Genomic DNA, 12,401 nt, shown 5'->3' with positions numbered 1-12,401 from the left:
ATATCTGTTTTCTTTAGTGGAATAAATCCACGATCTTTAATTGTCTGACTGCCTACTGCTTCAGGGGGTATAGCATTTTGGCAAAGGCTCCTAAGAAACTGGAACCCAATAATAATGAAAGCATGGATGACTTAACATGGAATTCTTCACTTAGAACACTGCCCAGAACGCTTGCTAGAAATACTTCGAAAAACTCAAAAAATAGTCCGACTCCAATAATGATCGTTGCGCGCTTATGGTATTTTCCAACAGCAAGTTGATCCAACTGTGCCCCAATGGTTACTGCCACACATATTCCTCCTATTCCGTCTGTATGACCAAGCTGTTGTAATTAAAACATTCTCAATTTTTTATATCATAAACTTTTCCCATCCGGATCGTCAACTATCGGCGGCGAAAAATTTAAACTTTTTGTATTTATATAGCATCTAGCTTTGAAGATGATTTTAAAGAGACACTGAAAGAATCCATTCTCTTGCCGGAATGATTATGGTTTAACAAACCTTGAAATAAATGCATCAAACGCAAACAAGAGAAAAATCGTACCGAATTATCAGGAACATGGATACATTTTTTGAATTATCAGTATAACCGCCCATTGACAACGACTGAATGAACCTGTATATTTAGTCTTGTGAAATGTTGCTTAGGGTAACGAAACTGTTTGTGTGATTTCGCTGTGGCCGGAGCTTTCTAATGCGAGCCCGGGCAGATGCTCAAGGGATTGGAGGAGGCTTGCTTGATGCAAGGGCTGTTTTACCGCTATATACGCTTGTACCGCGTACTGATCAAGAAATTGAACGGCTTATTGGCACAGTTCGGGTTGTCCTATTCGCTCTGGCAGGTGACGTTTTATGTGCGGAATTTCGGCCCGTGCACACTTGTGGAAATTTGCAAGTATTATCAAATTGAAAAACCGAATGTGACAAGGATTGTCCAAAAGCTGGAAGAACAGGGAATCGTAGAACAGATCCCGGGAAAAGACCGCCGTGAAAAAGTGATTCGGATGACGGAAAGAGGCGAAAACCTCTACCGGCAGTGCCGCGCGGAAATTACCGGATTGGAACAGCAGGCAATGAAGGGGATTCCGGAAGCGGAGCAAGAGATGGTATTCGAACTGCTTCCGCAAATCAGAGACAATTTAGATCACAAAGGGGAGGAAACAAATTGAGCAGGCCGAAGTTATGGACAAAGGATTTTATAATTGTTTCGACCGCGAACTTTTTTCTGTATTTTACATTTTACTTATTGATGGCGACCGTTACGATTTTTGCGACTGACCGGTTTCATGCATCACCAAGCGCGGCCGGCCTGGCATCAGGGATTTTCGTCGTCGGGGTCCTGGTTGCGCGGCTCTTTGCCGGCAAATCGATTGACCGCATCGGCAGGAAAAAGATGCTTTATGCTGGTTTTATTGCGATTATCATCATTTCATTATTTTATTTTGTGACGAATCAACTAGGTGTTTTACTGGCTGTCCGCTTTTTAAACGGCGCAGCGCTTGGGATAGCTTCAACTGCAACGGGAACCATTGTTGCCGGGATCATACCAAATGAACGCCGCGGGGAAGGCACGGGTTATTATGCATTGAGTGTGACACTTGCCGCGGCTGTCGGGCCTTTTGTCGGCATGTTCCTCATTCAGCACGCAAGTTTTAATATGGTATTTGCTTTATGCCTTGTGCTATTGGCTTTGAGCTTTATCTCCGCCCTCTTTTTAAAGATGCCGAAAGTGGTACTTTCAAAAGCGGATCTGGAAAAGATGAAGGGGCTCAAAATCAGCAATTTCTTTGAGCCGAAAGTGTTCCCAATTGCCATCATCAGTGCATTTGTCGGGCTCGGTTACTCTAGCATCCTGTCTTTTTTAACTTCATATGCGAAAGAAATGAATCTTGTTGATATTTCAAGCTTTTTCTTTATTGTTTATGCTGTAACGGTGCTTGTGTCCAGGCCGTTTACGGGAAGATGGTTTGATACAAAAGGCGAGAACTTTGTCATGTATCCTTCGTTTCTTTTGTTTGCGGCAGGGCTCGTGCTGCTGAACCAGGCTGACAGCGGACTATTAATTTTATTGGCCGGAATTTTCGTCGGGCTTGGGTACGGCACTTTCTCGGCAAGCGGGCAGGCGATTGCAGTCAAAGTATCGCCGAAAAACCGGATTGGGCTTGCAACTTCAACTTTCTTTATTTTTCTTGATGCCGGTGTCGGGGTCGGGCCGTTTTTGCTCGGGCTTTTGGTTCCGTTCGCTGGTTATCACGGCTTGTACGCCATCATGGCTGTTGTCCTTGTCCTTTGCGTATTTCTTTATTATTTTGTCCATGGAAAAAAAGCTGCATCTATGCAAGGCGTGGTGGAAGAAGCAGAATAATTTGTCTGAACACAAACCCGGGGATTGCCCTCGGGTTTGTTTTTTTAGCCGTTTGCCCGGTTCAAAAGCAAAGGCCGGGGAATCAAAAAAGAAGCAAGAGGCAGGCTCTTTTGACTGCACAGCGTAAGGTCCCTGTTTTTTCATAAGATAAGTTAAAAAATATTTTATAAAAAATTTGATTATCACTAATTGTTCTGTTTACAATAAACATAAGCGGAGTTTTTTACGTAAAAATAAATAAAAATTTACATATAGTTTTCGTAAAGGATAAGGTGGTTATTATGGCGACAATGGCTGATATTGCCAAAATGGCAGGGGTATCCATTGCAACCGTGTCCAGAGTTCTGAATTATGATGATAAGGTAGTGGCATCTGATGAAACAAGGCGAAAAATATTTGAAGCAGCCGAAAGTCTGAACTATACAAAACATATAAACAAAAAAACGGCCAGGAGGGAAAAAATCGCAATTGTACAATGGAGCTCGCAGGAAGAAGAACTGAATGATATTTACTATATGTCCATCCGCTTGGGGGCTGAAAAATACGCAGAGGAACACGGCTTGTCCATCTCCCGGGTTTATGCTGAATACGAAAAGATCCCGGGTGATGTGGAAGGAATTTTAGCGATTGGGAAATTCTCAAAACAGCAGATTCAAGTGCTTCAATCTTTTCAAAAACCGATTTGCTTTGTGGATACTTATTATGAGGTGGGAAGTGCTGATCAGGTTATGGTAGATTTTGAACAGGCAGTTAAAGATGTCATTGATTACTTTGTACAACAGGGGCATCAGCGGATTGGATATATCGGGTCGTTGGCTGAGGATGAAATGAATTCCGGAATTGATCCGCGCAGTCTTGAATATACCAGATATATGCAAAAGTTAGGGCTCTATCGTAAAGAAGATGTTTTTGATTTTAAAGGGAAATATGATGCTCGTGCCGGCTACCAGCAAATGATTTCTGCTATTAGGAACAGGGGGGATCATTTGCCGACAGCTTTTTTTATTGCAAATGATCCGATGGCGATCGGCAGTTTAAAGGCCCTTCATGAAAATAACATCCGGGTTCCGGAACAAGTGAGTTTGATCGGTTTTAATGACGTAAGTGTGTCCCAATATACGGTCCCCGCCTTGAGCACAGTAAAAGTGTATACCGAAGTGATGGGCGAAGAAGGGGTGGCATTGTTGCTGGAACGTATAAACAGCCGGGAAATCCCTAAAAAAGTCAGACTGGGGACAAAACTTGCCATAAGAGAAAGCAGTAAATGAACGCTTCCTCTGCAAAATATTTACGTAAAAATTATGCAAAAAGGAAGTTAAAAAGTTTAAATTTTTATTTATTTTTGCGTAAAATTGCAGTACGATGGTGTTGGTTTATGGTAACGTTTTCAAAAAAGGAAGCATTGAAGCATTGGAATTTACAGGGTGGCGTGTACTTAAATAACGGACAACTTGGAGGAATGCGTGATGCTAAAAAAACATGAAAAATTTTATTACGGCGGGGATTACAACCCTGAACAATGGGATGAATCTGTATGGAAAGAAGACATGCGGCTGATGAAAAAAGCCGGCGTCAATTATGTAAGCATCAACATTTTCAGCTGGGCAAGGCTGCAGCCGGATGAAGAAACATATGATTTTTCAACGCTCGATAAAATCATGGATATGCTTGCGGAAAACGGCATCGGGGCGGACCTGGCCACTGCAACTGCGGCACCGCCGGCATGGCTGTCGCGGAAATATCCCGATTCGCTTCCGGTTGACAAGGACGGGTCGCGCTTTTTGCCGGGGTCGCGCCAGCATTATTGCCCGAACAGCAAAGACTACGCTCGGCTTGCGGCGAAACTGGTCCGCAAAATTGCGGAACGGTACAAAAGCCATCCCGCGCTTGTCATGTGGCATGTGAACAATGAGTATGGCTGCCACATTTCCGAATGCTATTGCGACAACTGCAAAAAGGGTTTTCAAACATGGCTCAAAGAAAAATACGGCACGATTGAAAACTTGAATAAAAGCTGGTCAACAGACTTCTGGAGCCAGCGTTATTATGAATGGGAAGAAATCTGTCTGCCAGGGAAAACGCCGACTTTTGCCAATCCGATGCAACAGCTCGATTACAAAGCCTTTATGGATGATTCACTGCTTGCACTTTATAAAATGGAACGCGATATCCTGAAAACATATACGCCGGATGTGCCGGTAATGACAAACTTAATGGGGCTGCACAAACCGGTGGACGGATTCCATTGGGCGAAAGAAATGGATCTTGTGACATGGGATGCCTACCCAGATCCGTTTGAGGACATCCCGTATGCGCAATTCATGGCCCATGATTTGACGCGCAGTTTGAAAAAACAGCCGTTTTTGCTAATGGAACAGGCAGCCGGCGCGGTGAACTGGCGGGCGCAAAACGCTGTGAAAGCACCGGGTGTGATGCGGCTTTGGAGTTATGAAGCGGCTGCGCACGGGGCGGACGGCATCATGTTTTTCCAATGGCGCGCATCCCAGGGCGGTGCGGAGAAATTCCATAGCGGGATGGTGCCGCATTCCGGGGATGAAGAAAGCCGGAATTTCCGGGAAGTGGTACAACTCGGCAATGAATTGAAAAATTTGGAAAAGGTAACGGGTTCAGCATATGCATCCGATGTTGCGATTGTTTTTGACTGGAAAAACTGGTGGGCGTTGGAACTCGATTCAAAACCTTCTTCGCTTGTAACCTATATCAAACAGCTTCTGCCGTTTTATAGGGTGCTTCATACCCAAAACATTGGTGTCGATTTTATTCACCCGGACGAGGCAATGGACCGGTATAAAGTGGTTTTCGCGCCGGCAAGTTACCGGGTGACAAAGACATTTGCGGATAAAGTAAAAGCCTATGTCGAAAACGGCGGTTATTTTGCCACCAATTTCTTCAGCGGAATTGCGGATGAAAACGAACGTGTGTATCTTGGCGGCTATCCGGGCGCGTACCGGGATATTCTTGGCATTTATGTTGAAGAGTTTGCGCCGATGAAAAAGGGGGCAGTACATCAAATCCGGACCGGGTATGGCGATGCGGCTATCCGCGTGTGGGAGGAAAAGATCCACTTGAAAGGCGCCGAAGCTTTGGCCTGGTTCAAAGACGGCTATTTGGCCGGGTCGCCTGCTGTCACCGCGCATCATTGCGGAAAAGGAAAAGCTTATTATATCGGGACACAGCCGGATGAACAATATTTGTCTTCTCTTTTAAAAGAAATTTTAAAGGAAGCGGATGTCCGGCCGGCATTGGATGCTCCTCGTGGTGTGGAAGTGGCAGTGCGCAAAAATGGGCATGAAAAATTTTTGTTCCTGCTGAACCATACGGATCAGGTTCAGTTTGTGGATGCAGGCGGCACGTACCCGGAACTGATTTACGGGCGCACTGAAGCAGAAACAGTCCGGCTCTCGCCCCGGGATGTGAAAATTTTGCAGGTAATTGAAAAATAGGAAGCGCCCGGATTGGAAAACTGCCCTTTGCCTACTCCAGAAAAACCGCCTGTTTTTAGAGGCCACTCCGGGTTCTCAAGTTGGATTGCCGGCGCTCGTCAGCCGGGCAAAGCGGCCATTCGAGACGTATCGGGGAAGAAACTCGGTGAACCGTTGAGCCGCAGTTCCGGCAGCACGGATACGAGAAATGCAATAGACGCCCATGCTGTAGCGGACATGTATCAGCAGAGGGATAAAAAACAGCAGGCATAAATTTCCAGGATAGAGATGTTGCAATTGCACATCAAAAGGATACGAACACGACCGCAACATCCGGCACAAAGCTGTACCGGGTCCGTCCGGTAATGCCTATCAAAAAGGATCCCCCGCGTCCCCGCGGGGTATCCTTTTATGCTGCCTGTTCTACGGTCTGTTTGCGTGTTTTCTTTTTTACCGGGGAAAGGCGGCGTTCAATCCAGCCCATGATAAAGTCGGCGGCGACAGCCATCAAGGCAGTCGGAATTGCACCGGCTAAAATAATGGATGTGCCATTTGAGACGCTGGTTCCGCGGACGATGATATCACCGAGTCCGCCTGCGCCAACAAATGTGCCCATGGCTGCAATCCCGATTGCAACCACGAGCGCGGTCCTGAGGCCGGCCATAATGACAGACAATGCAAGCGGAAGTTCCACCATCCGCATGATCTGGAACTTTGTCATCCCCATTGCCTTGCCGGACTCGAGCAAAAATTGATCCACGCTGAGGATGCCGGTATATGTATTTTTTAAAATCGGCAAAAGCGAGTAAAGAAACAGGGCAAGTACGACCGTATTGGTGCCGAGCCCCATGACGAGCATCAGCATGGACAGCATCGCCAACGACGGAACCGTTTGAATGATATTGGCAAGGGCGAGAATCCAAGCGCTCAGCTTGCGGCGGCGGGCCATGAAAATCCCGAGCGGAATCGCGACGACCGCTGCAAACAGAACACCATATGCCGACATCAGGAAATGGCGGTAAAACTGTACCCATACATAGTTGCCGTTTTCTCCGTAATAATGAAGTACGCTTCTGATCGTTTCCATGATCACCCCTCCTCAAAGTAATGGTGTTTTTCCAGAAATTCTTTTGCCACCGTCGATGGTTCTTTCATTTCGACGTCACTTTCATAATTCAACTGCTGCATTGTTTTCGTATCAATTTTTCCAACAAGCTTTTGTAAAACTTTCCTGAGTTCAGGATGTTGTTTTAACGTGTCGTCCCGTACGACAGGGGAGGCGTCATACGGCGGGAAAAAGTGTTTGTCATCTTCCAGCATAACGAGGTTGTATGCATTGATCCTTCCGTCGGTTGAATAGGCAAGGACGACATCCGCCTTCCCGCTTTTGACGGCTTTGTAGACAAGCCCGAGTTCCATCGGGTACGTATTTCCAAAGGTAAATCCGTACGTTTTCACAAACCCGTCGTAACCGTCGCCTTTCCGTTTCAGCCAGGAATTATCCACGCCAAGCCGCAAATCTTTTGCCACTGGTTTTAATTGGGAAACTTTTGTCAAGTGGTCTTTGTCTGCTAAGGATTTGGTAACGGTAAAAGCATATGTGTTGGCAAATCCGAAAGAGTCGAACCATGTTTGGTGGAACCGTTTTTCAAATTGCTGTTTGACAATTTTTAATGCTTTTTCCGGATCGGTTACCGGTTCCATGCCGAGTGCGCCCGAAAGATCCGTCCCGGTGTAACGGACAGCGGAAATATTGATCTGCCCGCTTGTCATCGCTTTATGGAGCACAATCGACGAACCAAGATTATTGACCATATCGACTTTTATATCGGTATAATGTTCGATCATATCTTTTTCCATATAACCGATAATTTGTGTTTCTGTTGAGTTTGTCATGCCGATCTTTACGGACTGGCTGTCTGCGGCACTTAGGCCTGGCAGGGTGCAGCCGCCCGCAAAGATGCTTAAGCAGAAAATAAGCAAGAGGGCTGCTAACTTTTTCATGTGCCGTCATCCTTTCTAAGCGGCCTGTTTTTGTTTCCGGATACCTTTTGGGGTGGCAATCGTTTCAAGCTTTCCAAACAGATAGTCCACGATAAGCGCCAAAATGGTTACCGGTACTGCGCCGGCTGCGATCATTTCCGGCTGGTATAAATTGAGGCCGCTGAAAATATAGTCTCCGAGGCCGCCTGCACCGATAAAGGAAGCAAGGGTTGCCCAACCGATTAAGTAAACGGTGGACAGGCGGACGCCGGCCATGATCACAGGGATGGCAAGGGGCAGTTCCAAATGGATCACTCTTTCCCATCCGGTCATCCCCATCCCGCGCCCTGCTTCCACCAGTTTTGGGTCAATCCCCTTTACACCGGTGTACGTGTTCCGCAAGATAGGCAGGACCGAATAGAAAAACAACGCCGCAATTGCGGGAAGCTTTCCGATGCCGAAGATCGGAATGAAGAAGGCTAAAATGGCAAGGCTTGGGAAAGTTTGGATAACGCCCGCTATGCCCATCACGATATGTGCCGCCCGCCGGTATTTTGTCAGCCAGATGCCAAGCGGAACAGCGACAACGATGCCCAGGATGACAGCCGTAATGGAGATATAGAAATGCTGCCATGTTTTGAACAACAGTTCGCTCCAGTTGGCTTCCATAAACTGCATGAAGGCTTCCATGATTTTTCCTCCTAACTGATGATTTCAGATACGGCTTCCTCTTCGCCCCAGATGGAGTCGTAAACGATATCGACAAGGCTTGCTCTCGTGACAATGCCAACAAGCCGGTGTTCATGGTCGACAACAGGCACGTATTTAATGCCCCGTTTTAAAATTTTCCGGACGGTATCGCGGATGAGGGTATCTTTTTCCACTGCGATTAAATTCGTTTCCACCATGTCTTTGACAAGAACCGGTTTCCTGCGGTTTCGGTCGATGATTTCGACATCGATATAGCCGAGGAGCACTTTCCGGCTGTCCACGACAAGCAGGGAGTCAACCCGCCGTTCTTTCATGATTTGGATGGCTTCTGTTAATGTTTTATCGCCTGTGACTGTAACGGCTTTCGGGCTCATGATTTGTTCAACGGTCTGGATATTCGGCCGGGCCTGAAGCAGCCGTTCTTTGCCGATAAACGTTTCCACAAATTCGTTGGCCGGTTCGCGGAGAATTTCATCCGGCGTGCCAGTTTGGACCAGTTTGCCGTCGCGCATGATGACAATCTGGTCGGCAAGTTTAATTGCTTCATCCATGTCGTGGGTGACAAATACGATGGTTTTGCCAAGTTCCTTTTGCAGCTTTTTCAGTTCGTCCTGCAGGCTGTCGCGTGTAATCGGATCGAGCGCGCCAAACGGTTCATCCATTAAAATGAGCGGCTGGTCTGCCGCCAGTGCCCGCAAAACGCCAATACGCTGCTGCTGGCCGCCGCTCAATTCATGCGGGTAACGGTCCAAAAATTCTTCAGGCATATCTACGAGCTGGAGCAGTTCTTTGGCCCGCTCCCGTTGTTTTTCTTCAGGCCATTTCAGTAATCGCGGGACAAGAGAGATGTTTTGCTGGATTGTCATGTGGGGGAATAAACCGATTTGTTGAATCACGTACCCGATTTCTCTTCTGAGTTTGACGGGGTCCGTATTTTTGATGTTTTTGCCATTGATATAAATGGTACCCTCTGTTGGTTCAATCAACCTATTGATCATTTTCATCGTGGTCGTTTTACCGCAGCCGCTCGGGCCGATAAAAACGATAAAGCGGCCGGATTCGAATTCGAGATTCAAATCGTCCACGGCGCGTTTGCCGCCCTTATAAATTTTCGAGACGTGGTCAAACTTTAACAATTTTCGCACCTCCAGTTTTTTTGGTTAAAGATTGGTTACAATATAAGTATAACGTAAAATTTGTAAAATGAAAAGTTTACGTATTGTACTTATTATATAGATGATATATATTGTAATTGAAGGCGATTTGTTATTCATTTTTTACGGTACCTTTTTCCGGCATTTGAAAAAGCGGCCAAAAGGAGCATTTCTAAGAGATGGAAGAAAAGACGTTGGACAAGGTTGTCCAGGCGAAGGAACAATATATCGAAAAAATTGCGGACCATATTCGTGCTTTCGGCATCCCGCCAACCGTCGGGCGTGTCCTCGGCATTATCTATATGAACCACAGGCCGATGACACTCGATGAATTGTCCCAGGCAACAGGCATGAGCAAGACAAGGATGAGCCAGGTAGTCCGCGAAATGGTCGATATGAATATCGCAGAAAAAGTGTTTGAAAAAGGGGTCCGGAAAGATCTTTACAATGTCAGCCTCGATTTTTACGACACGTTTGTTGCCATTTTCACGTCCAATTTGCAGAAAATCATTCACCGCAACAAATTTTTTGAAAAAAAATTTGCGCGTGAATTGGCGGAACTGAAGGCCAATGAAGAACTGCCGCCGGAAATGGAAAAACAGCTGAATAACTTCTTAAATGAACTCGGCAATCTTGCGGAATATTATGATTGGCTTTCGCGGCTTGTGGATTTTTTTGAGAGCGGAAAAATTTTTGAATATGTACCGAAGAAAAAACAGGGATAAACGGAGGCCGGCCCATGAGTACAGAAAAAGAAAAAATGATTGCCGGGAAGTTGTACAATGCGGGAGACCCGGAACTCGCGCAGGCGAGGCTTAATGCAAGACGCCTCGTCCGTACGTTCAATGAAACGGACGAAACCGATTTGGAAACCCGGACAGCATTGTTGAAAAAATTATTCGGTTCGACGGGGGAATGCCTCTTTATCGAATCTGATTTCCGCTGCGATTACGGGTTTAACATTCATGTCGGGGAGAATTTTTATGCGAATTTCGATTGTGTAATTCTAGACGGGGGGCCGGTTGAAATCGGGAAAAACTGCATGCTGGCGCCGGGTGTCCATATTTATACGGCAACACATCCGCTTGATGCAAAAACACGCGTGTCCGGCCTGGAGTTGACCAAACCGGTGAAAATTGGCGATAACGTCTGGATCGGCGGACGCGCGGTGATTAACCCGGGCGTTACGATCGGCAACAACGCGGTGATCGCTTCCGGAGCCGTCGTGGTCAAAGATGTGCCCGACAATGCAGTCGTCGGCGGAAACCCGGCGCGGATCATCAAGATGGCGGAATCATAAGGGAGGCGGCGCCTTCCTTTTTTGTCGATGCAAGAAGGGATGCAAGCCTGGTATCAACGAAACGCCATGGGAAACCCGGGAAGTTGGGAAAAGCCGGGAGAGCAGTTAAAGCCAGGGAAAAGAGAGGACGTGGAAAAAACACTCTCAAAATTGGGGTTATGTAAACATAGCCTATCGAGTGACCAGAATCAGTGAAAACTGGCGGCCATCAGTAAAAAAACAGCGGAATGTCAACCATAACAAGCCACCCTGCGGTCAAGGTGGCTTGCCCCTTAATCTTTTTGCTTGGCTGAAACGGCAGCCCAGAGCGCTGCCCCGACAAATGCAGCTATGGCGGCTGATGCAAGCGGATATTTGCTCATCTTGACATAATAACTGTTTCTGCGCATCCAGCCTTTATTCGTGCCCCGTTCATGCAGGCCGTAACCCGGATGGTAGAGGGCGCTGTCCACTTTCGACTTTGACGGCCGGTCGCTGTGCTGCGTCCGGTACATGGTCAGCTCCATTAATTTATCCATGAACCGTGGCAAGAAGCGGCCTAAGACTGCGACCATTTTTGCCTGCGATCCGACATACATATCCCGCTACGGGTGCTCGGCTGCAAACAGGATGGCTTCCGCGACGGCTTGAGGCGGGTAAATCATGGACATATAATGCGCCGGTTGTTTCTTAAGGTAGCTGCACGCATGCTCATTATACGGCGTATCGATCCGGCCGGGGTGAACGAGCGTAATCGAAACGGGCGCATGCTCTTTTTCAAGTTCCATCCGGATGCTTTCCGTAAAACCGTGCAACGCAAATTTAGAGGAAGCATAGGTGGACTGGATGACGGTTCCGCGGTCGCCGAACAGGCTGCCGATATTGATCACAGCGCCGGACACGCCGCGGCTTTTGTAATGCTGGACGGCTAACCTTGTCCCGTATACGGCGCCCCAGAAATTCGTGTCATACATGCGTTTCATGTCTTCAATGCTGACGTCCATCGCTTCGCCAAAAATCGAAACGCCGGCATTGTTCACCCAGGTCTCAAAGCCGCCGAACGTTTTAATGGCGGTTGCCGCAATATGCTTCACATCTTCTTCGCGGCCGACATCCGCCCGCACCCAGATGGCGGAACTGCCATTATTTTTTAACTCATTGGCAAGAATTTTCAACGCGTGCTCATTCCTTGCTGCGAGTACAAGCCGTGCGCCGCGGGCTGCAGCCATTCTTGCGGTGGCAAGCCCGATCCCGCTCGAAGCGCCGGTGATCACGATGACCTGGTCTGCCAGTTTTTTCAGTGATAATGGTTTTTCCATACTGGCATCCATACTGCCGTTGCCTTGTTGTACATAAGATTGGTCCAATGTATGCCCTCCTTCAATAAAGTTCAATTATCTCTCATTTACTCGCATATTCTCCAAATTTCATAGGTATTTGATTTACACCTAATCGTTGTCACAC

Annotated in this window: 12 protein-coding genes and 1 pseudogene; 7 read left to right on the top strand and 6 right to left on the bottom strand. The window is 47.1% G+C overall.

Features of this window, described 5'->3' with window-relative positions; translation table 11 throughout:
• Positions 1-52: 52 nt before the first annotated feature.
• Positions 53-289, bottom strand: a complete 237-nt coding sequence (locus IC21_RS15370) for a hypothetical protein (protein WP_029142375.1) — start codon at positions 287-289, stop codon at positions 53-55.
• Between the two features lie 453 nt (positions 290-742).
• Between IC21_RS15370 and IC21_RS15365 the strand changes: the two genes are divergently transcribed.
• From IC21_RS15365 to IC21_RS15345, 5 genes are all read left to right on the top strand, one after another.
• Entirely contained in the window at positions 743-1,171 is a 429-nt protein-coding gene (locus IC21_RS15365; RefSeq protein WP_029142376.1) for a MarR family winged helix-turn-helix transcriptional regulator, read from the top strand.
• On the top strand, positions 1,168-2,367 hold the full coding sequence (locus IC21_RS15360) for an MFS transporter (RefSeq protein ID WP_029142377.1): 1,200 nt from the start codon (positions 1,168-1,170) through the stop codon (positions 2,365-2,367). Before IC21_RS15365 ends, IC21_RS15360 begins: the two co-directional genes overlap by 4 nt.
• Before the next feature lie 281 nt (positions 2,368-2,648).
• The gene (locus IC21_RS15355) at positions 2,649-3,635 is read left to right on the top strand and encodes a LacI family DNA-binding transcriptional regulator (RefSeq protein ID WP_029142378.1); all 987 of its coding nucleotides are present in this window, start codon (positions 2,649-2,651) and stop codon (positions 3,633-3,635) included.
• Positions 3,632-3,850 (top strand): hypothetical protein, encoded by a 219-nt coding sequence (locus tag IC21_RS15350; RefSeq protein ID WP_029142379.1) that lies wholly within the window; start codon positions 3,632-3,634, stop codon positions 3,848-3,850. The genes IC21_RS15355 and IC21_RS15350 overlap by 4 nt, the downstream gene beginning before the upstream one ends.
• Positions 3,834-5,831, top strand: coding sequence for a beta-galactosidase (locus tag IC21_RS15345; protein WP_029142380.1), 1,998 nt, complete (start codon positions 3,834-3,836; stop codon positions 5,829-5,831). Before IC21_RS15350 ends, IC21_RS15345 begins: the two co-directional genes overlap by 17 nt.
• Positions 5,832-6,219: 388 nt before the next feature.
• Here the strand turns inward: IC21_RS15345 and IC21_RS15335 are convergent, their stop codons facing one another.
• From IC21_RS15335 to IC21_RS15320, 4 genes are read right to left on the bottom strand one after another with little or no spacing between them, the layout of a single operon-like run.
• Positions 6,220-6,897: an ABC transporter permease gene (locus tag IC21_RS15335; protein WP_017552576.1), complete on the bottom strand. Its 678-nt coding sequence runs from the start codon at positions 6,895-6,897 to the stop codon at positions 6,220-6,222.
• A gap of 2 nt (positions 6,898-6,899) precedes the next feature.
• On the bottom strand, positions 6,900-7,814 hold the full coding sequence (locus tag IC21_RS15330; RefSeq protein ID WP_019720483.1) for an osmoprotectant ABC transporter substrate-binding protein: 915 nt from the start codon (positions 7,812-7,814) through the stop codon (positions 6,900-6,902).
• A gap of 15 nt (positions 7,815-7,829) precedes the next feature.
• On the bottom strand, positions 7,830-8,483 hold the full coding sequence (locus tag IC21_RS15325) for an ABC transporter permease (protein WP_029142382.1): 654 nt from the start codon (positions 8,481-8,483) through the stop codon (positions 7,830-7,832).
• Positions 8,484-8,494: 11 nt separating this feature from the next.
• Complete coding sequence (locus IC21_RS15320; RefSeq protein WP_019720481.1) at positions 8,495-9,640, bottom strand: betaine/proline/choline family ABC transporter ATP-binding protein; 1,146 nt, start codon at positions 9,638-9,640, stop codon at positions 8,495-8,497.
• 197 nt (positions 9,641-9,837) lie between these two features.
• Here IC21_RS15320 and IC21_RS15315 point away from each other — a divergent pair, with 197 nt between their 5' ends.
• The gene (locus IC21_RS15315) at positions 9,838-10,383 is read left to right on the top strand and encodes a GbsR/MarR family transcriptional regulator (RefSeq protein ID WP_029142383.1); all 546 of its coding nucleotides are present in this window, start codon (positions 9,838-9,840) and stop codon (positions 10,381-10,383) included.
• A 14-nt stretch (positions 10,384-10,397) separates the two neighbouring features.
• Positions 10,398-10,958 (top strand): maltose acetyltransferase domain-containing protein, encoded by a 561-nt coding sequence (locus IC21_RS15310; protein ID WP_029142384.1) that lies wholly within the window; start codon positions 10,398-10,400, stop codon positions 10,956-10,958.
• Positions 10,959-11,230: 272 nt separating this feature from the next.
• Here the strand turns inward: IC21_RS15310 and IC21_RS15305 are convergent.
• A pseudogene (locus tag IC21_RS15305) lies at positions 11,231-12,268 on the bottom strand (SDR family oxidoreductase).
• Positions 12,269-12,401: the final 133 nt, after the last annotated feature.

Source organism: Heyndrickxia coagulans DSM 1 = ATCC 7050 (assembly GCF_000290615.1).
Classification (GTDB): Bacteria; Bacillota; Bacilli; order Bacillales; family Bacillaceae_C; genus Weizmannia; species Weizmannia coagulans.
The sequence above is the reverse complement of the archived record's forward strand: the minus strand, read 5'-3'. Positions and strand labels throughout refer to the sequence as shown.

Bases quoted from the DNA above. Each gene is read 5' to 3' on its own strand.
- IC21_RS15365 (WP_029142376.1), top strand. From the start codon at position 743: ATGCAAGGGCTGTTTTACCGCTATATACGCTTGTACCGCGTACTGATC.
- IC21_RS15355 (WP_029142378.1), top strand. From the start codon at position 2,649: ATGGCGACAATGGCTGATATTGCCAAAATGGCAGGGGTATCCATTGCA.
- IC21_RS15350 (WP_029142379.1), top strand. From the start codon at position 3,632: ATGAACGCTTCCTCTGCAAAATATTTACGTAAAAATTATGCAAAAAGG.
- IC21_RS15345 (WP_029142380.1), top strand. From the start codon at position 3,834: ATGCTAAAAAAACATGAAAAATTTTATTACGGCGGGGATTACAACCCT.
- IC21_RS15335 (WP_017552576.1), bottom strand. From the start codon at position 6,897: ATGGAAACGATCAGAAGCGTACTTCATTATTACGGAGAAAACGGCAAC.
- IC21_RS15330 (WP_019720483.1), bottom strand. From the start codon at position 7,814: ATGAAAAAGTTAGCAGCCCTCTTGCTTATTTTCTGCTTAAGCATCTTT.
- IC21_RS15325 (WP_029142382.1), bottom strand. From the start codon at position 8,483: ATGGAAGCCTTCATGCAGTTTATGGAAGCCAACTGGAGCGAACTGTTG.
- IC21_RS15315 (WP_029142383.1), top strand. From the start codon at position 9,838: ATGGAAGAAAAGACGTTGGACAAGGTTGTCCAGGCGAAGGAACAATAT.
- IC21_RS15310 (WP_029142384.1), top strand. From the start codon at position 10,398: ATGAGTACAGAAAAAGAAAAAATGATTGCCGGGAAGTTGTACAATGCG.